Below are 21,956 nucleotides of genomic sequence, written 5' to 3' on the forward strand. Positions count from 1 at the left end.
AATCTGCTAAAGCTCATCAACTCAAGCTTATCAACTTAAGCTGATTAACTACCCAACTCGTGACAGCTTGAGTAGCTTTCTTAAATCATGAATCATGCCTTTAGATTGGCTGACTAGCTGCGAAGGATCAGAAACACTTTTGTATTCCATAACCAATTGCCCGAGTGGGTCAATTATGACAATGGAAGCTGGTGCAAACTCAGTACTTAATTGATCACCACCTGCTAACAAAGATAAATCAGGCTTGTTGAGCGAACCCGACAACGAGTTACCTTCTGAGACGAAAACAACGGCGGTCACTCGCTCTTTGTTTTTCCCTAACGCTAAGTAGCTTTGATTCAAATAATGAAGCTGTTGTTCACACAAGCTTTCGCACTCCATCGGTGCGATATAACCCACAACCCAACCCTCTCCTGCCATGGGTACCGTTACGCCGAAATCCGCTAGTGTGGTTCTTGGTTCGACCAATTCGCCGGAGTTAGTGACACCTGAGGTGTACCAATTCTGGTCCAACACGGTTTTGGCAATAATCGCAGGCAAAGCAAAAATCAAAACTAATCCGATTAATACCAGACGCCCCTTAGTTCTTCGGTTTTTAAGCTCGGCCATGTTTGCATCGGTACTTTCCCTGTTCATTTGTACTTGAGATTTATCCATCTTTCTTCCTTGTTGTAGGCGCTGCCTTTCAATCGCTATTTCAAGTGCCTACTTCTTATTGATGTGGCTATTTTTCTTAAAATATTGGAACCCAATCAACAACATCAAAAACAGAAGTACAGCAGCCATTACAAACCATTGAAACGAGTAACCAAAGTGCTTCTCAGATTTCATCGCCGTCGGTCGCCATAACAACTCATAAGGCCAGGAATCTAAGCTCTGAGGTTGGAAGACAAAAGGCAGCACTTCTTGCCCTGTGTACTTTGATAACGCTGCTATGTTTAGGTTTTGGATTCTATTCGGTGCCGTGTTTTCTAAACCCAACTCATGACTTAAAGGATTAACTGAGCGTGTATACAAGCGCCCTGACATTTTGGTTGGTACAGTGATGCTTCCTAATTGCGGCAGTTCTCTTCTGTCATTACTTGCCGGAACAAACCCAAGATCGATCAACAACTGTTTTTCAGCCACTAAGGACTGGTTTTCATCTTCAAGACGAACCTTACCCAACATGTAAATCACATACCCTACCGTTCCTTGGTTTATCTGGTTGTCTAACAAGAGTATCAAGCCACTCGTATTGACTAATTCAACATCAGCCTTCACCCCGTTTAGGGTTTGAGGATTTAATGACTCTTGACCAGATAAACCCAGCTCTCGCAACTCAGAAATAACGACACCTAAAGGTTGTGACGATAGCTGTGCTCTCTCTGTTAATTGCTGTTCATAACGTAATTTCTCGTTACCACGATCGAGTTGCCACAAACCTAACTTGATTAAAGCGCCGACTGAAACCACAGTTAAAACAACCGCAATCCAAAAACCTTTACTGCGGAACTTGTGTTCATCATCAATCAATCGGTTTGGAGTTATCACTATGGCGTCATCTACCTTTGTTCTGTTATTTAAAGTCGTATTGGTCGCTTTGCTGCTTTTTATCGCTTTCAATTTGATGAAAGGTCTAATCCAAATCGCCTCGGGCAAACACAATGGAAAAAGGCTCAGTCACTTCTTGGGGCGTCGTGTCATGTGGTCAGCCGTTGTCGTGCTACTTTTATTACTTGCTTTGGGATCAGGAGTGATAACTCCCAACCCTCGCCCCTATTAATCCCCTATAGGCTCAACCGTTAAAGCACATAAACAAATACAAACAGGCCTAACCAAACAACATCAACAAAGTGCCAATACCAACTGCCCGCTTGAAACGCAAAGTGGTCTTTCGGAGTGAAATGGTCTTTCGCAACCCTTGCCAGCAACACAATCAAAAAGATCGTTCCTAAACAGACATGCAAGCCATGGAATCCGGTCAACAAGAAGAAGGTGTTGCCATAGATACCAGACTGAAGTGTCAGCCCCATCTCTTGATAAGCGTGAAGGTACTCTTCAACTTGGAAGAACAGGAAGAAGCCTGCCAGAACAATGGTTATCTCCAACCAGACGATCAAAGCCATACGCTTATTTTGTTCAAGACTGATATGTGCCATGTGCAGCGTCACAGAGGAAAGCAGCAGAATAATGGTGTTCTTAAGCGGGATACCTTGCCAAGGCATGGCTTGTGTCGTTACGCCATCAGGGGTAGTCGTTAGTGGCCATATTGATTGGAACATCGGCCACAATACTTCATGGGTCATTTCATTATTACCCGCGCCACCAATCCAAGGCACAGAAATCATTCGAGCATAGAAAAGCGCGCCAAAGAAAGCGCCGAAGAACATGATTTCGGAGAAAATAAACCAACTCATTCCTTGTCTAAAAGAACGAGAAATCTGCTCAGAATAGAGACCACTCAATGATTCTGTGATCACGTTGCTAAACCAACCTGCGAGCATGTAAAGCAGCACTGCAAACCCGACTAACAACACCGCTTTGCCAAATACTCCACCTGCGGCGTCGGTGCCCATGTTTTGCACCGTCAAGCCAGCGCCAACCGCGACCAAAAACAGCGCTACAGCACCCACTAATGGCCAGTGACTTTGATGTGGAACGAAATAAACTTCCTTTTTAGAACTCATCGCTCAACTCCTTATGTTGATACTGGTTCTGTAAATCCCTAGTTACTTGCGAGTACGTTAGGCTCAGATTTATTGGCCGCTGCACCCACCTCATTCGTGATATTGAATAACGTGTAAGAGAGCGTAAGCGTATGTAACGATTCTGGAATATCTGGCTCAATGTAAAATATCAATCCCATTTCGGCACTCTTGTGCCCGTCCAATGGCTGTTGATTAAAGCAAAAGCATTCCATCTTATTGAAATAAGTTGCCCCCATACCTGGAGAAACCGATGGTACGGCTTGGCCGACCAATGAGGATCCAGAAAGGTTTTTGGCAATGTAGTTAGTTTGAACCACCTCACCAGGATGAACCTCTAACACTCGAACCTCAGGCGAAAACTGCCATGGCATATCTGGCTTGATGTGGGACATGAATTCGACTCGAACCGAACGAGAGTAGTCTGGCTGCATTCCCTGAGGTTGCACCGCTGAAACAGTATTAGTTTTGCCATTGATCCCTAAGGCCTCACACATCACATCGTAGAGCGGCACCAAAGCGAAACCGAAGCCAAACATCGCAACCACGCTCAACACCAAGTAGCCCGTCAGCTTTTTGGTCGATCGCTTATTAGACAGGCGCTTGGGTTGGGTTTTATCTTGATCGCTTTGCTTATCATTCATGGTCCTGTCCTCTAATCCACTTTCGGTGGGTGAGTAAAGGTGTGGTGAGGCGCAGGGCTTGGTACTGTCCATTCAAGACCTTCAGCTCTATCCCAAGGTTTGCTTGGTGCAGGTTCTCCCCCTCTTACGCACTTAATCGCTAGCCATAAGAAAATCAGCTGAGACAACCCAAAGGCAAAGCCACCAATCGACACGACTTGGTTAACGTCAGCAAACTGAATCGCATAATCAGGAATACGACGCGGCATACCCGCTAGCCCTAAAAAGTGCATAGGAAAGAACAGTACATTGACTGAAATCACCGACGTCCAGAAGTGCCATAGGCTGAGCTTGTGGTCGTACATATGCCCTGTCCACTTAGGCAGCCAATAATAGGCGGCAGCCATAATCGAGAACACGGCACCTGTTACCAGAACATAATGGAAGTGCGCCACAACAAAATAAGTATCGTGATATTGGAAATCAGCTGGCACGATAGCGAGCATCAATCCAGATAACCCACCAATCGTAAACAAAACAATAAAGGCAATCGCAAACAGCATTGGGGTTTCAAAGGTCAAAGCCCCCCGCCACATGGTCGCCACCCAGTTGAAGACTTTCACACCGGTCGGCACCGCTATCAACATGGTGCAATACATGAAGAACAGTTCAGCAAATACTGGCATACCCGTGGTGAACATGTGGTGCGCCCAAACCAAGAATGACAACAGTGCGATACTACAGGTCGCATAAACCATCGAGTGATAACCAAACAGGCGCTTACCACTGAATGCTGGAATGATGGCTGACACAATACCAAAAGACGGTAAGATCATGATGTACACTTCGGGGTGCCCAAAGAACCAGAATATGTGCTGGAACATCACCGGGTCCCCACCACCAGCGGCATCAAAGAAACTAGTCCCAAAGTATTTGTCAGTCAGTACCATAGTCACAGCCCCGGCGAGCACGGGCATCACGGCTATCAGCAAGAAAGCGGTAATTAACCAAGTCCATACGAACATCGGTAGCTTGAACCAAGTCATGCCCGGTGCGCGCATGTTCACTATGGTTACGATCACGTTAATCGCCCCCATGATCGAACTGATCCCCATAATATGAACTGAGAATACGAATAGCGCGGTACTGTCTGGGCCATAAGTTGTCGAGAGTGGCGCATAAAAGGTCCAACCAAAACTCGGGCCGCCCCCTTCTGTAAACAAAGATCCGATTAAGATTAGAAACGCAAAAGGCAAGATCCAGAAACTGAGGTTGTTCATTCTAGGCAGCGCCATATCTGGTGCACCGATCATCATCGGAATCATCCAGTTAGCCAAACCCGTAAATGCTGGCATCACGGCACCAAACACCATGATTAAACCATGGACGGTAGTCATCTGATTGAAGAAATCTGGCTCAACAAGTTGTAAACCCGGTTGGAACAGCTCCGCACGGATCACCATCGCCATGGCGCCACCGGTTAAGAACATTGCAAAACTGAACCAAAGATATAATGTACCGATGTCTTTATGGTTGGTTGAATACAGCCAACGAGCCCAACCTTTAGGTGCCGCATGTGAGTCGTGATCATCAACAGGCAAATCATTATTGCCCAAGGTGCCTTCCACAGAATGGCTCAGTACTTGATCTTCTGCTGGAGCCGATTTCACCGGCTTATTGATTGGTGAACTCATAACTGATCCTTAGCATCATTTTGTGCATCATCCGTTGAGCTTTCAGAACTGCCTTCTTGCTTGGCTTTATAAGCGTTCACATCTGAAGCCTGAACAATATCGCCGGTGTCATTACCCCAAGCGTTTCGTTGATAAGTCACTACCGCTGCGATCTCTTTCTCAGTTAACTGATTATCGAACGCTTGCATCGCCGTACCGCCACGACCATAAACAATGGTGTCGATATGAACATCCGCATCACCAAGGGCAATAGGACTTCCTTTGATGGCAGGGAATGCTCCAGGAATGCCCTCACCGTTTGCTTGGTGACAAACCGCACATCGAGTTTTGTAAACCTCTTCACCGATGGTATTCAACTCCGCCAAGGAAAGTGACGCATCTAATGCATCTTTTGCGGCTTGTTGTTCGGCTATCGCTAACTCTTTCTGCTCCGCTAGCCATGCGTCAAACTCATCTTCTTCCATGGCATGCACCACGATCGGCATGAAACCATGGGCACGACCACACAACTCTGCACACTGCCCTCGGTACACACCGGGCTCATCTATCTTAGTCCAAGCCTCATTAATAAAGCCCGGAATGGTATCTTTCTTAACGGCGAATGCTGGCACCCACCATGAGTGAATCACATCATCGGAAGTCATCAAGAAACGGACTTTACGGTCTACAGGCAGTACCAGCGGCTTATCAACTTCTAGCAGGTAATGCGCGCCTTTCACTTCGAGGCCTTCAATCTCTTTGTCACTGGTCGCTAGAAGGCTGAAAAATTCGACGTCTTCACCAAAATAGCTGTAATGCCATTTCCATTGTGACCCGGTGATTTTAACGGTCAGATCTGATTGGGAGGTATCTTCCATCGCTATTAAGGTTTTGGTGGCGGGTATCGCCATAGCGATGAGAATGATGATAGGGATGATGGTCCAAAGAATTTCGACTTTCGTGCTTTCGTGAAAATGGGCAGCAACTGCGCCCTTCGATTTCCTGTGCCTCAAAATCGAATAAAACATCACACCAAAAACAACAAAGGCAATCGCACAACAGATGTAGAAGATCAGCATATGAAGTTCATACACCTTACCACTGATCTCAGTGACGCCTTGAGTCATGTTGTAATCACTGCTAGCGTGCACTAAAGGCGATACTAAAAGCACAACAAAACTCTTCAAAAGCCACGCTAGCCTAACCAGTAATCTTTTCAAAAGATCTCTCCTTGTCCTTCCTAATTAGATACTTGCGACCTAAATGTCGTTGCGAACTGGACAACATTCATTGTTATTCCGGCTACACATGAAAAGGCTGAATCTCAATCTACAACTCACATGGAACTAGCCTGTGAGCAGGCTACTGACCTCATATAAACCCAAGAACTAATACGGTTCAAAAGCGTTGGAGGTTTCCATGAAAGATTCAAAAACGGCGAATTTGTTAAATTTTGTTATATTTATGTAAAAGGCTAGTTAGTGATATCCAATTATTCAAGGTAAGTTTACTTACTAAACAGTCAATTATTTGAAGTGGCTTAATCTACGTGCCCTCGTGCCGTTGGAATTTATTTTATATCGAGTTTTACGATTGCTTTCATGGAAATGAGAATTAATATCACTTAAATTAAATCAACGGTAAGTCATACAGACATTAATAGGTTTAGTGATTATGCAAGATGCAATGAATTGGTTAGCGAGAGACCCAGATCCAAGAACTCGTGAAGAACTTCAACACCTCATCGATGAGGGAATGCACGACGAACTTGAAGACCGCTTTACTCAACGATTAGAGTTCGGAACGGCAGGACTTAGAGGCAAAGTTGGATGCGGCCCAAATCGAATGAACCGTTTAGTCATACAGGAAACAGCAACCGGGCTCGGCCACTACTTAATCGAACATATCGCTAATGCGACCATCCGCGGTGTGGTCGTCGGTTATGACGGCCGTTTAGATTCAAAGCAGTTCGCGATTGATACCGCTTCCGTACTCACGGCTTTAGGCATTAAGGTTTATCTAACCTCGAACGTCGCGGCGACCCCTATCGTTGCTTTTGGTATTGAGCACTTCAACGCCGCAGCTGCCGTTGTGGTGACGGCCAGCCACAACCCACCAGAATACAATGGTTTCAAAGTGTACTGGGAGAATGGCGCTCAAATCATTCCTCCTCACGACGCGGGTATTGCCGCTGAAATCGATATCGCATCAACCAAGCCGCTCCCTTTAATGAGCCTAAGTGACGCTGAAACGCAAGGTAAGTTGGTGTGGTTAACTGAAGGCTATTATCAAACCTACCGCGCTGCGATCAATCAGAGCCCATACGTGAGTGACGAGATCGAATCGGCGAACACCACCATCACCTATACCGCAATGCATGGTGTCGGCGCACAAATGGCTGAGGATCTACTTCATGATTCTGGTTTCCATAAGGTATTCAGCGTTGCAGAACAAAGAGAGCCCGATGGTAACTTCCCGACCGTCAACTTCCCGAATCCGGAAGAAAAAGGCGCGATGGATCTGGTGGTTAACCTAGCCAAAAGTGTCGATGCCGACATTGCTTGTGCCAACGATCCAGATGCAGACCGATTTGCGGTTGCAGTGAGAACAGATGATGGCTCTTACAAAATGCTAACAGGTGACCAAGTCGGCGTGCTATTCGCTCATTATCTACTCTCAAAGCCGCATACCAAAAACCAATTAGTTGGTAACAGTATCGTATCTTCAACCTTACTTGAAAAAGTGGCTCAATCTCATGGTGCGACTTATTTCCAAACGCTGACAGGTTTTAAATGGTTGGCGAATATTGGCATGCAATTAGAAGATGATCAGAACGAGTTCTTGTTTGCCTATGAAGAAGCGCTAGGCTACACAATTGGTACTCAAGTACGGGACAAGGATGGGCTGTCTGCCATCGTTGTTTTCGCTCAACTGGTTGAAGAGCTCAAATCTCAAGGTCGAACGGTCTGGGATCTTCTTGCTCAGATATCGTTGGAACATGGTGTACACACCAACGCACAACGCAGTATCGCGCTTGACCCAGATTCACCATCGATTGGTTCTAAGCTCCGCTCGGCACAGCCTAAAGCAATCAACGGTGTCGCTATCTCTGTAATTGAAGATTTGCAGTCTTCTTTACGCTTCGTCATTGGAGGCAATACTGAAGCCATTAACCTGCCTGCAAGTGACGTACTCATCTATCATCTCGAAGATGGTTCACGCATTATCGTAAGACCTTCCGGTACTGAGCCAAAAGTTAAGGTCTACTATGAGACGGTGACAAAATTTGAAGGGACAGAAACCTACGAAGACACTCGCCTGCGCGGTGAGAAGTACATGGAGAAACTGATTGAACAACACCAACAAGAGTTGAATTCATAGCGATTTAGCGCGTTCAACATGTAACGGTTAAATATAAAAAATGGACGCTCGTAGCGTCCATTTTTGTCTCAGCGGCTAACCACGAGAAGATGTCTGATTTGATTCGTCTACGAAGTAAAGAAAGAAGACAACATCCAGATAGCTAACACGATGAAAACTCCGCCCATGACTTTCTGTTGATAGGTACGAAACTTCGCGTTTTCTACGAGAGATTTACCAATCGTACCCACTAACGCCACCAGCAAAAAGTTAAACGTTAAGCCGAGAAAATTCAGTAATAAACCCAGAACAAGCATCTGCTGACCGGAAGTCGCTTCAATATTCGTCGACACAAACTGAGGCAGAAACATCACAAAGAAAACCAAGGCTTTAGGGTTAAGCAGGTTGCTGATCAGCGCTCGTTGATAATAGGCTTTTGCAGCAAAATTATCGTTTAACTCCGGCGCATTACCCTGCTCTGTTCGCAGGCAATCCCAACCCATCTTCAACAAGTACGCGCCGCCTAACAAATGGAGAGCTTTAAGCGCTATTGGGCTCATTGCGATCAACGCTGATACACCCATGGCCGCTAATACTGTCAGAATGATTCCAGAAGTCGCATTACCTAGGCTTGCAAACACGCCGACCTTACGGCCATAGCTCATGCTTGAACTCGCAATCAGTAACATATCAGGGCCAGGTAAAAGAAGAAGTGCAACAACGGCAGTCAGGTAGACAGGTAAAATGGTTAAGTCGATCATGAGGGTCAGCATTGATAAAAACGGAGGCGGATTTTATATCAATTACTAACACCCTTCCAGATGCAATCAGTTGTTCGACGTTTATTTAATCGAATTAAAAACCAAAATTAAGCGACAAAGCCAATTTATTAACTAAATAGAAAAGACTAATTAACTTGCTACCCATTCGATCTCAATCAATGTCGTATCGCCACACTTTAGGCGACCAAGGAAGATATCGCCTCGATGTACGGCCCCAACACCTTTTGGCGTACCTGTCATCACAACATCGCCGTCTAGTAAGGTGGTATAAGAAGACAGCTCTTCTAGGATAGTTTTTGGAGAGTAAAGCATCTGCTCAACATGTCCTTTCTGAACACGAACACAGTTAATAAATAATTCTAGGTTTAAGTCAGAGAGATCAAAATTATCAACGGGAACAAAGCGACTAAAGACAGCGGAACCATCAAAGGCTTTGGCACGCTCCCAAGGTAAACCTTTGGCTTTTAAACTGCTTTGCAACTCACGCTTGGTAAGGTCTAAGCCGAATCCCACAGCAGAGTATTCACCGTTTTCAACAATAAAACAGATCTCTGCTTCGTAGTGCAGCGCTTCTTGATGAAACGAAGAAAGAGAGGAAGTCACGCTGGTGCTTGGTTTATTAAACACCACCATAGAGTCAGGGATCGCGTTGTTAAGTTCTTCAATGTGATCGACATAGTTACGCCCAACACACAGTACTTTTGTTGGGGTTGCTGTTCGTCTCGAATTCATCAGCTGTTCCTGATCGACAACACTGCTCATAGTTTATCCCTGAACTATTTTTAGAGAACAGAGTTTAGCGCATCATAAAATGAGAGTCTTCGACAAGATGATTACCGATCTCTAAATTCTGATCTTTAGCTCAATTAAATGATTTAAATACTTTTATCCGAAGATCGCGACATATAAGAACTGATGACAAGAGCCATAGCTACGTAGATAAAATGAATAGTTGGGGAGCATGAAGGAAAAGCTAAAACAGATACGTATAGAACGAAAGAAGCCCTCTCAAACCAAAAGGCTTGAGAGGGCTTAGCATGGTGTCTAGGACAGTATCCTAAAAGGTAAGTTTAAGGAGTAAACACTATGCTAAATTAGTCTGCGACTTATAGGTAGTAACGAGCACCAAGTAGCCACTGGTCGTCAGCTTTTTCTTTGTACACGCCAGAACCTTGTAGGTCGAACTGGTAACCAGCAAAGCCTACGAACTGAGATGTGAAGTTGTACTCAGCTTGTAGAGCAGTTGTAGCAAATACTGTTTCACTCATCTTGTCGTCTTCTACCGCTTCGTAGTTAACGCTTAAGTTCAGGCTGTTAGAAAGTGCGTAAGAAGCAAGTAATTCAACTGCAACTGTCTCTTCTAAAGCAACACCAGCGCTTGAGTTCATGTAGTTATTCATAGCATAAACACCAGCTAAGAATAGACCTTCAGAACCGTAAGAACCGTAAGTAGCACTCACTACGTTAGAATCAGCGGTTTTAGAACCACCGCCAATGTTACCAAATGTAACATCACCAGTGTTGTATGCGTAGTTTGCTGTGAAATCAGCAATTGCGTAGTTCAATGCAATTTGAGCACGGTTACCGTATTTGTTTGTGTTTGTATCTGAAACTTTATCAGTCTTGCGGCCTTGCCATGCAACACCTACGTTTAGAGAACCAGCGTTACCAAAATCGATAGCATTGCCGTAACTCACCATCTCTTCGCCACGACCAGTACCTAGGTTACCGTGATCGTCGTAGATGAAGTCATTCGCGAATGCGATTGGCATATCTGCAACACCAGCAACGTTGTAGTAAGGTGCCCATTGAGTACCTACTGCTGCACGGCCATAATCGTCGTGAGAAAGGCCAACGTAACCAAGACGAGTTGTGAATGACTGATCACCACCGTCTAGCATGTTTAGCGCCCATTCACCTTTAGCATCAGCAGTAAAGCCGTTACCAAGTTCATGAGTTGCACCGAAGTTGATACGTGGAGAAACAGTTTCTACACCGATGTCGTCGCTGTTAAGGCGGTCATCGCTGTTTACATCACCAACTGCAACTGAAACGTGGCCGCCAACAGAGAATGTTGTGCCGTCTTCGTTGTAAAGTTCTACTGCAACTGCCTGTGTACCAAATACTGCACCAGAAATTGCTAGCGCTAAAAGTTTCTTATTCATTTGTCATGTCCATTATGTAACTGGGTGAGTTATTCACTAACAACCTCGTGCTTACGGAGAAGTTGTTACCTGCATTTAACAAGTAGGCAAACCCTAATATACGAATGACAAGAAAGTTGCATTAAAATATATAAAATAAAAAAAATCGCACTATAAAAAACAAAAATACCCTTTAAAACAGTTGATTAACACGACAATTGCTGAGATCTCCTTTCATTCTTTGAGATAAATACTTTGATTATTTTTGATTTTATAATCACTAAAAAAGCATTAAAAATCTAAACCCAAGGTAACTCATCAGACCATCGAGAGGCTCGCCTTTGCCTTTGAAACATTTTGTAACACGTAGAGCTCAGCTGAAATATTTAGCTTTGTGAAACAAATCCCAATATGAGCTAGGAAAAATCGTTCAATAGAAAGTTCATTAGAGAAAAACAAAAAAAGGGCAACCAATCAGCGACTGGTTGCCCTTCATAACTCATCATTGAACTCTTATTTGAAGCAAACCTCAGCCCAACGAGCTAAACCTGCAGTTACTGAACCGAAGTAATTACCACTCACAATCGGTACATTCGGCACAGCTTGTTGTACGGCTTCACGAAGTATCGGTGATCGAGCGGAACCACCCGTCATGTAGATTACGTCTGGCTTTTTCTGGCCTTGTTGAATCGCTTCTTTAACCAACTCAATCATCTTAGACTTTGGTGTTTCAATCGCTTCAACCATCTGTTCGACTGAGATAGCTACCTCGACCAGTTCAGAGGCAACATTAATCGCAGCACGATATTGAGGGGATTCTGCCAGCGCAATCTTGGCCTCTTCCGCTCTACGCACAATACCGTAACCCAAAGTGTCGTGATAAACCTTCATCAAACGTTCTAGCTTTTGAGGCTCTGACGCTTCTTTACGAAGTAATTTTAATGCCGCTAGGTTTTCTCTTGAATAGAAGTTCTTTTGAGCTTCAACATTATTAATCGCAATTGGGTTCCAGAATTGAGTCAGTGGCATATCAATACCCGAAATGCCTTTGCTGCCCATACCAAAAGGTGACATCAGTTGTTTGAATGCAAGATAGATATCGAGGTCATTCCCCCCTACCCTTTGCCCACTGTGTGCCAACAAGCTCTGGGTACGATCCGCTTTACCAGACCACGTTGGTCCCATTTCTAATAATGAGCAATCGGTGGTACCACCGCCAATATCAACAACCAATACTGTTTGGTTTTCAGTTAATGTGCTTTCGTAATCAAGGCCTGCGGCTACGGGCTCAAATTGAAAAGCGATATCAAGGAAACCGGCACGCTTAGCTGCGCGAGACAGTATGTCTTCAGCTTGTCTGTTCGCCTCTTCACCACCTCGACCGTGGAAGTTAATTGGTCGGCCGATAACAGCTTGCTTGATCTGCTCTTGAGTCGTGAGTTCGGCTTGATTCTTGATATTTGCCATCATGGCGCACACTAAATCTTCGAAAAAGCTCACCTGCACATCATGCAGTCCACTCGCGCCAAGGAAAGATTTAGGGGACTTAACATAATAAACATCGCGAGGGTCTTCTAAATATAAGTCCAACGCAGCCTGACCAAATGCCATGTCTTCTGGCACTAAGTCGATACTCTCTTCTCTGTTCAGCGCAATCGCACGTCGTAGTACTTGCTCACCGATCGCATCACTCGGCTTGATATTCAAGTGGCGGAATAGATGTTCAGAAACACTCTCACGAGTAGGCGCAAACACGGTTGAGGGAATATAGTGGTTGTTACCTTCTAGCGGTAACAGGCTTGGATCTCCATTAACCATCGCCGCGACAGAACAGTTCGCTGTTCCATAATCAAATCCAATAAACATAATATCCCCCCACTCAACAAAAGGGGCGAGATGCTACATGAAAAGCCTAAAAATTACGAGGTCATTTCTAAATTTAACTGAGTAATTTCTTAGCTTAACGGCTCTTCAAGAAGAAACAAATATGCTACATTTCAGCCCAAATGAATCACAGGTTAGAGAAATGAAAACACCTTGCCGAGCGGCTTGTAAAAATAATGGCGGAATGTGTAGTGGCTGCTTTCGAACAATGGATGAAATTATAGGTTGGAAAGGCTTATCTGAAGAAGAGCAAACGTCGGTTATGGATAATCTTAGTGGCGCGAGTTCGACTCACCAATGTCCACAGTGTAATGAGCCAGCTCAATGCGATATCAGTGCGGGCAAAGAGACGTGTTGGTGTTTTGAGTTAGAAAAACGAGATACTAGCGATATTCCAAAGGCTGGAGTTTGTATGTGTCGTAAGTGCTTGTCTGCCCTGCCCGTTCAGTAGTTTAGAGCCCATTTAGTAAGTTACTGGATAGCAAGTTACTAGCCAGTTCAACATAGACAAAAAAAGCGAGAGGTTGTTTTCTCGCTTCAAAATACTGAGATTAAATTTCGACCTAATCGTTACCTGGTTAGTGTCTACTTCACTTTTGCAACCAGCGCAGGCTGAGAAAACTGGATACCATTCCAGCCATGAACCATAAAGTTACGAATATTTTGATGGTCGCTGTTCTCAGGAAAACCTAGCACGTCGTTACGATAAAATTGACCAAAACAAGCAAGTGTTTGCTCTGCTGATAGGCCTTGCTCTAAACCAAAAGCAAAAATCTTACACGAACCATTATTCTGCCCTGCAGCGTTCACTACCTCACCATTGCGAAATTCGCGCTCAGAAAAATCATAGTGAGCTTCGATCACTTGCATTGTATCTTCAAATTGCACGGCCTCTGGGGTTTCAGCCAGAGTATTCAATAAGGTTTCCAGTTCCATTTACTATTTCTCCATCAAGTATATATCTGTCAGCAGTGTATCTTGTTTTACGACAAGAGTAAGCCGTTGTTTACTTGAGATAGCGATTCACTTTTTTGTTGTACGCTGCTAATTACTTCAATGAAACTAATGACATAGTTTTATCAGGGCGTTATATTATTTTATCAAACGATTAACATTGTTCAGTAACGAATATGCATAAAGATAAAAACTTAGAACTGTTCAGATACCTAAAGCCAGGTACAAAAACAGCAGGTGTATTGGAATTTGGCCCAGACGACTCAATCCAGATCAGTACACTTTATATCGGACACAAAGAAGATCAGTACCTCATCCTAGAGCTTACGCAAAAAGCGACAGAAGCACTGACGCTGAGAAAGCTCACAAACGTTGATATTATTGTTCGTGCGATTACCGACACCGAACTTGGGCACATTGTCGCGTTCAAAACCAATGTACTGGCTCATATCACCTCTCCAGCACATCTAATCTTCCTTCGCCCACCCTCAAACTTTGCAACCAAGCCTATTCGTGAACACGAAAGGTATAAAGTACGTCTCAGCTGTGAAGTCACTTTTGATACCTTGTCGCTGGATGCCACACTAGTCGACTTTTCAGCGTCAGGGTGCGGTATCTATCTTACCCAGCAATCAGATATTGATGTCGGCTGGAAGATAAAAGTTAATTCTGACTTAAATGAGTACTTAGATGACGATCTTGTCTACAAGGTGGTAAGTAAGAAAAGGCAAAGACAAGGCTGGCTGCTAGGTATCCAATTCCCTGAACACCTAGATATGAGTGATGAGTTGAAAACGCTGCTATTGGAACAAGCCTTTGTCGCTGGCTCGATATAAAGGCAGAAAATTAGTTACTTCTCTTCAACAGACTCCATTAAAGAGCACTAAGTTAAAGCCTAGTGCTCTGTGTCATTCCAGTATGAGTTTTTGAAATGAACAAACGCTTGGTGGAGCGACTCTTCTTTAATCGGCTTTACAATCACGTAATTCGCCCCTGCGGCCATAAAGCTGTCTCTAGTTGACTCTTGAGCATCAGCGGTACACGCATAAATAGGGGCTGACACACCAATCTCACCTCTTAGCTGCTGAGTGGTTTCAACACCACCGAGATTAGGGAGTTGGTTATCCATCAAGATCAAGTCATAGGTAATCGTCTTAGCCATCTCAATCGCTTCTAAGCCATCTTTTACCCAGGTGACGACCATGCCATATTTCTTACAGAAAGCCTGAGCAATAAAGGCGTTGGTGTGATTGTCTTCCACCAGCAACACATTCAAAGGTCGACTAAACAACGCCTCTGGCTCAACCTCAGCTTGTTGCTTAGCATCGACTAATAGCGGCTTGGCGTGTACGACTACAGGAATTTCTATCGTGAACTCTGAGCCTTGACCTATCACGCTGCGGACTTGAATGTCCCCTTCCAGCATATCGACCAGATTTTTTACAATTGTAAGTCCTAAACCAGTGCCACCATATTCACGAGTGGTGGTCTCTTCGGCTTGAACAAAGGGTTCAAAAACAGCATCAATTTTGCTTTCATCAATACCAATGCCAGAATCTTTCACTCGAACGATCAAGCTGGCGTGATCGGAGTTAAAGATACTCTCGAGCTCAAAGCTGACGGAGATACCGCCTTGATGAGTGAATTTAAAAGCATTACTCAACAGATTAAACATGATCTGATTGAGGCGTACTTGGTCGGTATTGATTTCAATGTCATCAACCAAGTGATTCACAATGGTAAATTCGACGGATTTATCTTCACACAGCGGTCGATAGATGCTGTCTAAGGTATTAACTAACTCCCCTAAACGGAAGTCTTTCTTTTGAATATTAAACTGCCCTTGCTCAATCTTTGAGAAGTCCAAGATATCGTTAAGTACCGCCAGTAAATGTTCCGCACTATTACACAGTACATCCACCTGCTCGCGATTATCTTCATTGTGCATAGAGCGCTTGAGCAGCTGAGACACACCGAGAATACCGTTGAGCGGCGTGCGAATCTCATGACTCATCTTAGCTAAGAAGTCTGCTCGCACATTCGCAAGATGCTCAGCTTCTTCTCTTGCTCGATCAGCCTGTCTTTCCGCCTCGATTAGCTTAGTAATATCTTGCCCTTGTACCACCACTCCTGTGATGCCGTGTTCCACGCGAATAGCAGACATGTTCCAACGAAACACCTTTTCACCAATGGGTACGTTAATACCCGTCAGTTTAGAACCCTGAACCACCATTTGAATATTAGGCAGCATTCGCTGCTCAAACTCTTGGGCAATTGGACCATAATTGTCATCAGCATCGAACAACGCCATGCGAGCGGCGGGGTTCATCTGAATCAAATCGCCTTTTTCAGACCAAACTAAGATAGGCGAATGAGCAAAGTTAAAGAGATCTTGGAATTTTTGATTCTGTTCAGATAAGCGCTCAAAGGTGTCTTCAAGAGTACAACCAATATGATGAAATTCGAAAATGTTAGAGCCATCGAACTTGTTGTACTTTTCGCTAGCACTTGCCGAACGAGTAAAGTCCATTAGCTTATCAAGCTCGGCTGAGACTCTCTTTTGAATCCAAGTTCGAGCAAAAAAAGACATCAATATGATCACCACAATCACCACAATCACCACGATGATCGCACGCTGATAATTCTCTTCTAACGCAATGAAATTATTATTTTTTTGAACAGCTCGAATGATTAAAGGAGTTTCAACAGCATTAATCTTAATGGTTGCGATGGTAACGAAATGACGCGGCAACTGTTCGTACATTTGGTAATTGAGGATGTCAGTAATGGTGTAGCTTTCATCACCACTGAATGTCGATGTCACCGGTGTACCGTGCGCTTCAATCACGATATTTTCGCTATTACTGCCCTGTTGGATTGACTCAGCCAAAGAGAAGTTGTTGTCAAGCACAATGGCGATATAGAGTTGACCAAGGACTTCCCCAGTAGCGTTATCAACAATAGGGGTACGGCGAGCCAACAAGTGACGCTTACCTATATCTGTCCTCAGTTTAATAAAATGCCAATTACTGCTGAACGAAACCTCATCAGAAATATGCTTTAAGTTGGACTCATCCAAACCATAAAATTGACTGTTGCCGTCTTCCCAAGCCAAACCATCGTGGGTTGAGACAAAGCGTAAATCTGGTGCATGATCCGGTTCACGTTGGTCAACACCAAAGAAAAAGTAGCTCAGAGTCTCGTCATTACCCGTATCAAAGTACTCTCTGAGAGTTTCACTGTGTGAGCTACTGTCTTGATGGATTTGCAGCACCGACAAACGATAATCAAACATGTTTTGGATCAGGCTTGAGGTTTGCTGTACCGTTCTATTCGTCTCTTGCTGTACGATATTACTGCTGGTTTCATAATTATGAATAAGCACGCCAAGTGCCATCACGCCTATCACCAAAATAACGATACGCGTAATGAGTCTAGCTAAAGTGTTTCTAGGTGTACTGGCGTAACTTTTCTTCATTAGTGACCTGAGTACCTAAATGCTCGCTGTTTAAGTTCTGAAATACGTTCTGGGGAATCTTCCTTGGTGACAATTTCAAATTCACCAGAGTAAACGGTAGGCACTTCCAAACCGGCTAGATCCCACTTGATCGCCTCTGCCATTGCAATGCCTGTATCGTCGTTCATACGCATGACAGTAACATCTAGGTCGCCCCTTGCAATGGCTTCAAGTTCAGCAGAGCCGCCTCCCCAACCATTCACTAAGATGTCTTGGCCCGATTCACGAATCGCTTCCATTGCACCGAGAGCGACATCCGTTGAACATGCATAGATAAAGTCTAGATCCTTATCGTTCTCTATGCTGATTTTAGCCGCTTGGTAGCCACTGTCTTTGTTTGATTTTGTGTAAAACGAAGACTTAAGGGTAAAGTTGGTAACCGTATTCACTTCATGGATAAAAGTATCTCCACGCGCATCACTGATATAGCCTTGTGAGTAATACAAAACAGAATACTTACTGTCTGGCGGACTTACTTGTTTAAAATAGTCCGCCAGTTTTAAGCTGCCTGTCGCATGGTCAAAACCCACATACATAAATGGCTGTCTATCTGCCCAAGCTCGCACTGGCGTCGTGATATTTTGAAGAATCAGTTTGGTGTCTGTAGAGGTCAACACGTGCTCGATAAACTTGCGGTGGCGCGTGGTATCTAGCGTGAAAATCAAATAATCCGTCTTGTTTTCAATCGCTTCTTGCAACGAAATACTCTGCTGCGCGAGATCGGCATTAATACGGGTAAATACTTGATTTATTTGGTAGCGGATCTTCAGCCTATCGAGACGCTTCTCAAAAGCTTGAATATTACGAACCCAGTAATCCGAGATCTGTTGGCCCGGATACACCACGGAAATCGTAATTGGTTCGTCTTGGATTCTTCTCAGTGGCACAGGGTGATTTTGTACAGCCTCGACCATTTTATCGGTCAATGCTCTTTGTTCTGGAAAAGTGGAAAGATAATCTTGGTATTCCCAGTACCTATTGAGGACATGAGTACCATGGGAAAGAGCGGACGCAGAAAATACGGCAAGTCCAAACAACATCAATAAACGTTTCATATTTTTCTCGTTTTATATGAGCTACTTTGGCTCATTTTTTAACCTAGCATGACACCATCTCTTTGTATGGCTAATGGATATTATGTAGGACAACGATGATAAATGATAGCGTCTAACACTAATTAGAACGACATTCTAAATGAGCAATATGTTAATTTGGAATGGAGATTAAGAACAACGAGTTAAATTATGATTTCAGCCCATTCACGGTAAGAGTAATTACCATTTAAATTCATAAGCTTAGCTAGAGCCGATATAGCTCCTTACACTATTAAGATTTAATCAATAACAAACATTTTAGCTATGAATTATGAGACTTCGATATATTGAATTTTGTCTTTTTGCCACTCAATAATCAGTTTGAGTGATACCAGTTTTTCTTTGCGGGATTTGGGCAACTGCTTGATCGCGTATTCGGTTTTCAACGCCTCACTTTTTGAGCCAACACCAAAGCTCCAAACCAGCTTAAGTGGGCCTTTACCTTTTAAAGCTTTGGCGCCTTTACCGGTTTGATGTTGTTCAAATCGACGTTCTAGATTGTTCGTCACGCCACAATAAAGGGCATTGTGACGATTGCGGATCAAGTACACGACCCAATCCGCATTTTTATCAGCATCTGACATTTAAAGCAGTGATTCAACCAGAGCCTTAAGCTCTGCCACTTCTGCTCGTAGGCTTGCAACTTCAGACTCAAGCTCTTCAAACTTTTCACTCGTTGCAGAGGGGGCAGCCGCGCTTACTGATGCCATCGCAAACGCTTCAACGTCCACTTCACCGCTCAACAAATGCTGGTAGCGTGATTCACGTTTACCCGCTTCGCGTGGCAGCTTCACAACCAAGGCACCTGCTTCTCTTGCAGCGAGTTTGTCTAATGTTGCTTCTACTTCTTTCACATCACTAAAGTTTGCAAGGCGACCCGTTCGAGTACGAAGTTCACCGGGTGTTTGCGCACCGCGCAGTAACATACAGCAGATGATTGCACGCTCTTGCTCTGTAAATTGCAGATCGCCGAACTCAGTGTTGCAGAAACGATGCTGATACTTATTAACACGGCTATTGAAGCTGCTCTCATCACTCACCATGCGACGTCCGATTAAACCATCAACTGCATCTAAAACATCTGACTCAGAAAGAGAGAGAACAGGTTCACGGTTACTCTTTTGATTGCATGCCGTGGTTAAACTGTTCAGTGTCAGTGGGTAATGATCGGGAGTAGTGACTTCTTTCTCGATCAAACAACCGATAATTCTCGCTTCAATTGGGGAAAGTACTGTGTTCATCGTTTTTCCTTTTTATTATTTTGATAATTCCATCTCAACACCTAACAATGCAGTAACTAGTGTTCAGACAAAATTGGTACTCGTTTCTTTCTGCCCTGTTCATCAATCATTATGATCTTAGAACGGTTTAGCTCTATTTCCACGACTTCCAAATAAGTACGCTCTTGTACATACGCATCACGAAGCTTGTTTTGTTCTGCTGAAGATTCAGTGACATTGTCGTCCAATTCTTCGTTTTCCAATTGTTGTTGATTCATTTCACATTTCGTATCAATGCAGTATCTACATGGGATATTAACTTGAACGGTAAGATAAAAACAATCACACATCAGCGAGAGTGACGAATAATTAAACAACCTTACTTTTGCTTTGATCTAAAGACTGTTACATCATCAATTGATGTGCTTTAATCAGAAGCAGACAACGTATTTGACGAATAGGAAAAGGAATCTATGAGCAGCGTATTTGAAATTGTTAACCAAGCACGACGTAAGAACAAACTTAAGCGTGAACTTTTAGACAACGAAAAGAAAGTTCGTGACAACCGTAAGCGTGTCGACCTTCTTGATAACCTACTTGATTACATCAAGCCAGAGATGACCCACGACGAGATCCTAGGCATTATCAAAAATATGAAAGCTGACTACGAAGACCGTGTTGATGACCACATCATCAAGAGCGCTGAGATTTCTAAAGCTCGCCGTGACATCAGCCGTCGCATTCGTGAACTGACAGAAGAAGACAAGCAAATCCAAGGTAAGAAGTAATCTAACCTCGCTAATTTACTTGTAACAATGTTAGTAACCCACTCTTAGTAGTGGGTTTTTTTACCTAAACTCCAGCGTCTATACTTAAGCATCTAAACCTAACCGTCTAGGCTTAAGCGTACCTAAGCAAAATGAATGAAACTCAACAGCAGTATCAAACTAAATAACGAGTGTACACTAGCGATGGAGAGACTTTATGTACGGAAGTATTCTGATAACCTTGGCGTTATCAACGACACAACCTTACCCTGAAAAATTTGAGAAACTTTATACCGAACAAACCGAAATCACTTATGACGATCTCGTGGTCGATGTTCATGGCTACAAGGTTCCGACCCGATCAGCATTTCGAGGTTGGATGCTCCTCAATCACGCTCAAGACCAAGTGAGAGCAATCGGACAACAACTCAAGGACAATGGCGTTACTCAGAGCATGCCTCTGCATCTCGTTCTATTGCAAGGGACGGATTGGGCAATGAGTAATACAACCTTGTTTACCCTCCCAAATAAGAAACATGTGCCAAACATGATCAATACCCTGAAGTACATACAACAATATATTGAGCCTGAAATCGGTGTTGTTATACCAGTATCTGGAGAGCGAACCGATATCTACAATCAACAAGCTGGTGGTGCACTGCGAAGTAAGCACTTAGAGTTTTGTGCCTTAGACCTAGTGCCTGCAAATGACATTACTCGCGAAGATCTACACGTGAAACTTAAAAATATTCATTCGGAATTCGGGCAAAAAAATAATGTTGGGCTTGGTTTATATTCAGGTGTTCGATTCCACATCGATACTTGTGGGTTTAGACAATGGTAAAGAAACACGATCGAGTCATAAAGACCTGCAATTCGCACGTGTCACTTAGACTCTAAAAACAAGCGAAATTACATAAGATTATGATTTTAAATGTAAATTAAAACTGGAACGCTAATTGATATTAATAACAAGTATCATAATTATTAATAGCAATTAGGAATTCAATATGAAGACGATGACTCAACGCTTTCAAACTCTGCTTTCTGTTTCAAACTTCAGTCTAGCTATCACAACCTTGCTTATGCTTCTCAGTATTATTGTTGCTTATCCAATGGCCGATCACTTCTCACTGCCAATTCAAATCGTCGCCCACATCAGCACGATCTTAGTCGCAGCCTTGCTGAACATCAGCTATGTCGGTCGTTGCCTTGCACAATACAACCTTGGATTGGAAGTTCGTTAAGTAG

At 43.7% G+C, this 21,956-nt stretch carries 23 protein-coding genes; 7 read left to right on the forward strand and 16 right to left on the reverse strand.

Features of this window, described 5'->3' with window-relative positions:
- Nucleotides 1-48: 48 nt before the first annotated feature.
- Both AB4138_RS01290 and AB4138_RS01295 read right to left on the reverse strand, forming a co-directional pair.
- The gene (locus AB4138_RS01290; RefSeq protein ID WP_372304737.1) at nt 49-657 is read right to left on the reverse strand and encodes a hypothetical protein; all 609 of its coding nucleotides are present in this window, start codon (nt 655-657) and stop codon (nt 49-51) included.
- 48 nt (nt 658-705) lie between these two features.
- On the reverse strand, nt 706-1,647 hold the full coding sequence (locus AB4138_RS01295) for an SURF1 family protein (RefSeq protein ID WP_372304739.1): 942 nt from the start codon (nt 1,645-1,647) through the stop codon (nt 706-708).
- On the opposite strand from AB4138_RS01295, the gene AB4138_RS01300 reads away from it, so the two are divergent.
- Entirely contained in the window at nt 1,535-1,765 is a 231-nt protein-coding gene (locus AB4138_RS01300; RefSeq protein WP_372304740.1) for a DUF2909 family protein, read from the forward strand. The two genes, AB4138_RS01295 and AB4138_RS01300, sit on opposite strands and share 113 nt — an antisense overlap.
- A 19-nt stretch (nt 1,766-1,784) precedes the next feature.
- On the opposite strand, the gene AB4138_RS01305 is transcribed toward AB4138_RS01300, so the two are convergent.
- The 4 genes from AB4138_RS01305 to coxB are packed head-to-tail and all read right to left on the reverse strand — an operon-like array spanning nt 1,785 to nt 6,203.
- A complete protein-coding gene (locus AB4138_RS01305) occupies nt 1,785-2,669 on the reverse strand; it encodes a cytochrome c oxidase subunit 3 (RefSeq protein WP_009845661.1) in 885 nt (294 codons plus the stop codon).
- Between the two features lie 38 nt (nt 2,670-2,707).
- Nucleotides 2,708-3,331, reverse strand: a complete 624-nt coding sequence (locus AB4138_RS01310; RefSeq protein ID WP_372304742.1) for a cytochrome c oxidase assembly protein — start codon at nt 3,329-3,331, stop codon at nt 2,708-2,710.
- A gap of 11 nt (nt 3,332-3,342) precedes the next feature.
- Nucleotides 3,343-5,004: a cytochrome c oxidase subunit I gene (gene ctaD, locus AB4138_RS01315; protein ID WP_048612910.1), complete on the reverse strand. Its 1,662-nt coding sequence runs from the start codon at nt 5,002-5,004 to the stop codon at nt 3,343-3,345.
- Nucleotides 5,001-6,203, reverse strand: a complete 1,203-nt coding sequence (coxB, locus tag AB4138_RS01320; protein WP_372129994.1) for a cytochrome c oxidase subunit II — start codon at nt 6,201-6,203, stop codon at nt 5,001-5,003. Before coxB ends, ctaD begins: the two co-directional genes overlap by 4 nt.
- A gap of 454 nt (nt 6,204-6,657) precedes the next feature.
- Between coxB and AB4138_RS01325 the strand changes: the two genes are divergently transcribed.
- Nucleotides 6,658-8,364: a phospho-sugar mutase gene (locus tag AB4138_RS01325; protein ID WP_372304744.1), complete on the forward strand. Its 1,707-nt coding sequence runs from the start codon at nt 6,658-6,660 to the stop codon at nt 8,362-8,364.
- A gap of 107 nt (nt 8,365-8,471) precedes the next feature.
- Here the strand turns inward: AB4138_RS01325 and AB4138_RS01330 are convergent, their stop codons facing one another.
- The 4 genes from AB4138_RS01330 to yegD form a co-directional block, all read right to left on the reverse strand.
- Nucleotides 8,472-9,104 carry a LysE family translocator gene (locus AB4138_RS01330; RefSeq protein WP_372175056.1) on the reverse strand — a complete coding sequence of 211 codons (633 nt, stop codon included), beginning with the start codon at nt 9,102-9,104 and terminating at the stop codon, nt 8,472-8,474.
- Between the two features lie 150 nt (nt 9,105-9,254).
- Nucleotides 9,255-9,887, reverse strand: coding sequence for a fumarylacetoacetate hydrolase family protein (locus tag AB4138_RS01335; protein ID WP_017071641.1), 633 nt, complete (start codon nt 9,885-9,887; stop codon nt 9,255-9,257).
- 344 nt (nt 9,888-10,231) lie between these two features.
- Complete coding sequence (locus AB4138_RS01340; protein WP_372175055.1) at nt 10,232-11,290, reverse strand: porin; 1,059 nt, start codon at nt 11,288-11,290, stop codon at nt 10,232-10,234.
- Between the two features lie 492 nt (nt 11,291-11,782).
- The gene (yegD, locus tag AB4138_RS01345) at nt 11,783-13,135 is read right to left on the reverse strand and encodes a molecular chaperone (RefSeq protein WP_372174464.1); all 1,353 of its coding nucleotides are present in this window, start codon (nt 13,133-13,135) and stop codon (nt 11,783-11,785) included.
- Nucleotides 13,136-13,295: 160 nt separating this feature from the next.
- Between yegD and AB4138_RS01350 the strand changes: the two genes are divergently transcribed.
- On the forward strand, nt 13,296-13,604 hold the full coding sequence (locus AB4138_RS01350) for a DUF1289 domain-containing protein (RefSeq protein ID WP_080582242.1): 309 nt from the start codon (nt 13,296-13,298) through the stop codon (nt 13,602-13,604).
- Nucleotides 13,605-13,738: 134 nt separating this feature from the next.
- Here AB4138_RS01350 and AB4138_RS01355 read toward each other — a convergent pair whose 3' ends face one another.
- Nucleotides 13,739-14,089 (reverse strand): HopJ type III effector protein, encoded by a 351-nt coding sequence (locus tag AB4138_RS01355; RefSeq protein WP_017061764.1) that lies wholly within the window; start codon nt 14,087-14,089, stop codon nt 13,739-13,741.
- Between the two features lie 194 nt (nt 14,090-14,283).
- Here AB4138_RS01355 and AB4138_RS01360 point away from each other — a divergent pair, with 194 nt between their 5' ends.
- Entirely contained in the window at nt 14,284-14,943 is a 660-nt protein-coding gene (locus AB4138_RS01360) for a PilZ domain-containing protein (RefSeq protein WP_017066093.1), read from the forward strand.
- A gap of 59 nt (nt 14,944-15,002) precedes the next feature.
- On the opposite strand, the gene luxQ is transcribed toward AB4138_RS01360, so the two are convergent.
- The 5 genes from luxQ to AB4138_RS01385 form a co-directional block, all read right to left on the reverse strand.
- Complete coding sequence (gene luxQ / locus AB4138_RS01365; protein WP_372304747.1) at nt 15,003-17,585, reverse strand: quorum-sensing autoinducer 2 sensor kinase/phosphatase LuxQ; 2,583 nt, start codon at nt 17,583-17,585, stop codon at nt 15,003-15,005.
- Nucleotides 17,585-18,679 carry an autoinducer 2-binding periplasmic protein LuxP gene (locus tag AB4138_RS01370; RefSeq protein WP_029235787.1) on the reverse strand — a complete coding sequence of 365 codons (1,095 nt, stop codon included), beginning with the start codon at nt 18,677-18,679 and terminating at the stop codon, nt 17,585-17,587. The genes luxQ and AB4138_RS01370 overlap by 1 nt, the downstream gene beginning before the upstream one ends.
- A gap of 308 nt (nt 18,680-18,987) precedes the next feature.
- Nucleotides 18,988-19,302 (reverse strand): GIY-YIG nuclease family protein, encoded by a 315-nt coding sequence (locus AB4138_RS01375; RefSeq protein ID WP_017061768.1) that lies wholly within the window; start codon nt 19,300-19,302, stop codon nt 18,988-18,990.
- Entirely contained in the window at nt 19,303-19,959 is a 657-nt protein-coding gene (locus AB4138_RS01380) for a YceH family protein (protein ID WP_017061769.1), read from the reverse strand.
- 56 nt (nt 19,960-20,015) lie between these two features.
- Nucleotides 20,016-20,216 (reverse strand): hypothetical protein, encoded by a 201-nt coding sequence (locus AB4138_RS01385; protein ID WP_017068647.1) that lies wholly within the window; start codon nt 20,214-20,216, stop codon nt 20,016-20,018.
- Between the two features lie 195 nt (nt 20,217-20,411).
- Between AB4138_RS01385 and AB4138_RS01390 the strand changes: the two genes are divergently transcribed.
- The 3 genes from AB4138_RS01390 (at nt 20,412) to AB4138_RS01400 (ending at nt 21,952) form a co-directional block, all read left to right on the forward strand.
- Nucleotides 20,412-20,726: a DUF496 family protein gene (locus AB4138_RS01390; RefSeq protein ID WP_004742367.1), complete on the forward strand. Its 315-nt coding sequence runs from the start codon at nt 20,412-20,414 to the stop codon at nt 20,724-20,726.
- 196 nt (nt 20,727-20,922) lie between these two features.
- Nucleotides 20,923-21,549, forward strand: coding sequence for a D-Ala-D-Ala carboxypeptidase family metallohydrolase (locus AB4138_RS01395; protein WP_372073555.1), 627 nt, complete (start codon nt 20,923-20,925; stop codon nt 21,547-21,549).
- 166 nt (nt 21,550-21,715) lie between these two features.
- Nucleotides 21,716-21,952 (forward strand): hypothetical protein, encoded by a 237-nt coding sequence (locus AB4138_RS01400; protein ID WP_017061772.1) that lies wholly within the window; start codon nt 21,716-21,718, stop codon nt 21,950-21,952.
- Nucleotides 21,953-21,956: the final 4 nt, after the last annotated feature.

This window comes from Vibrio sp. 10N.286.52.C3, assembly GCF_041468865.1.
Lineage (GTDB): Bacteria > Pseudomonadota > Gammaproteobacteria > Enterobacterales > Vibrionaceae > Vibrio > Vibrio crassostreae_C.

Excerpts from the sequence above, each read along its gene's own strand:
- AB4138_RS01290 (WP_372304737.1), bottom strand. The coding sequence starts at position 657 with ATGGATAAATCTCAAGTACAAATGAACAGGGAAAGTACCGATGCAAAC.
- AB4138_RS01300 (WP_372304740.1), top strand. The coding sequence starts at position 1,535 with ATGGCGTCATCTACCTTTGTTCTGTTATTTAAAGTCGTATTGGTCGCT.
- AB4138_RS01305 (WP_009845661.1), bottom strand. The coding sequence starts at position 2,669 with ATGAGTTCTAAAAAGGAAGTTTATTTCGTTCCACATCAAAGTCACTGG.
- AB4138_RS01310 (WP_372304742.1), bottom strand. The coding sequence starts at position 3,331 with ATGAATGATAAGCAAAGCGATCAAGATAAAACCCAACCCAAGCGCCTG.
- ctaD (WP_048612910.1), bottom strand. The coding sequence starts at position 5,004 with ATGAGTTCACCAATCAATAAGCCGGTGAAATCGGCTCCAGCAGAAGAT.
- AB4138_RS01325 (WP_372304744.1), top strand. The coding sequence starts at position 6,658 with ATGCAAGATGCAATGAATTGGTTAGCGAGAGACCCAGATCCAAGAACT.
- AB4138_RS01330 (WP_372175056.1), bottom strand. The coding sequence starts at position 9,104 with ATGATCGACTTAACCATTTTACCTGTCTACCTGACTGCCGTTGTTGCA.
- AB4138_RS01335 (WP_017071641.1), bottom strand. The coding sequence starts at position 9,887 with ATGAGCAGTGTTGTCGATCAGGAACAGCTGATGAATTCGAGACGAACA.
- AB4138_RS01340 (WP_372175055.1), bottom strand. The coding sequence starts at position 11,290 with ATGAATAAGAAACTTTTAGCGCTAGCAATTTCTGGTGCAGTATTTGGT.
- yegD (WP_372174464.1), bottom strand. The coding sequence starts at position 13,135 with ATGTTTATTGGATTTGATTATGGAACAGCGAACTGTTCTGTCGCGGCG.
- AB4138_RS01350 (WP_080582242.1), top strand. The coding sequence starts at position 13,296 with ATGAAAACACCTTGCCGAGCGGCTTGTAAAAATAATGGCGGAATGTGT.
- AB4138_RS01355 (WP_017061764.1), bottom strand. The coding sequence starts at position 14,089 with ATGGAACTGGAAACCTTATTGAATACTCTGGCTGAAACCCCAGAGGCC.
- AB4138_RS01360 (WP_017066093.1), top strand. The coding sequence starts at position 14,284 with ATGCATAAAGATAAAAACTTAGAACTGTTCAGATACCTAAAGCCAGGT.
- luxQ (WP_372304747.1), bottom strand. The coding sequence starts at position 17,585 with ATGAAGAAAAGTTACGCCAGTACACCTAGAAACACTTTAGCTAGACTC.
- AB4138_RS01370 (WP_029235787.1), bottom strand. The coding sequence starts at position 18,679 with ATGAAACGTTTATTGATGTTGTTTGGACTTGCCGTATTTTCTGCGTCC.
- AB4138_RS01375 (WP_017061768.1), bottom strand. The coding sequence starts at position 19,302 with ATGTCAGATGCTGATAAAAATGCGGATTGGGTCGTGTACTTGATCCGC.
- AB4138_RS01380 (WP_017061769.1), bottom strand. The coding sequence starts at position 19,959 with ATGAACACAGTACTTTCCCCAATTGAAGCGAGAATTATCGGTTGTTTG.
- AB4138_RS01385 (WP_017068647.1), bottom strand. The coding sequence starts at position 20,216 with ATGAATCAACAACAATTGGAAAACGAAGAATTGGACGACAATGTCACT.
- AB4138_RS01390 (WP_004742367.1), top strand. The coding sequence starts at position 20,412 with ATGAGCAGCGTATTTGAAATTGTTAACCAAGCACGACGTAAGAACAAA.
- AB4138_RS01395 (WP_372073555.1), top strand. The coding sequence starts at position 20,923 with ATGTACGGAAGTATTCTGATAACCTTGGCGTTATCAACGACACAACCT.
- AB4138_RS01400 (WP_017061772.1), top strand. The coding sequence starts at position 21,716 with ATGAAGACGATGACTCAACGCTTTCAAACTCTGCTTTCTGTTTCAAAC.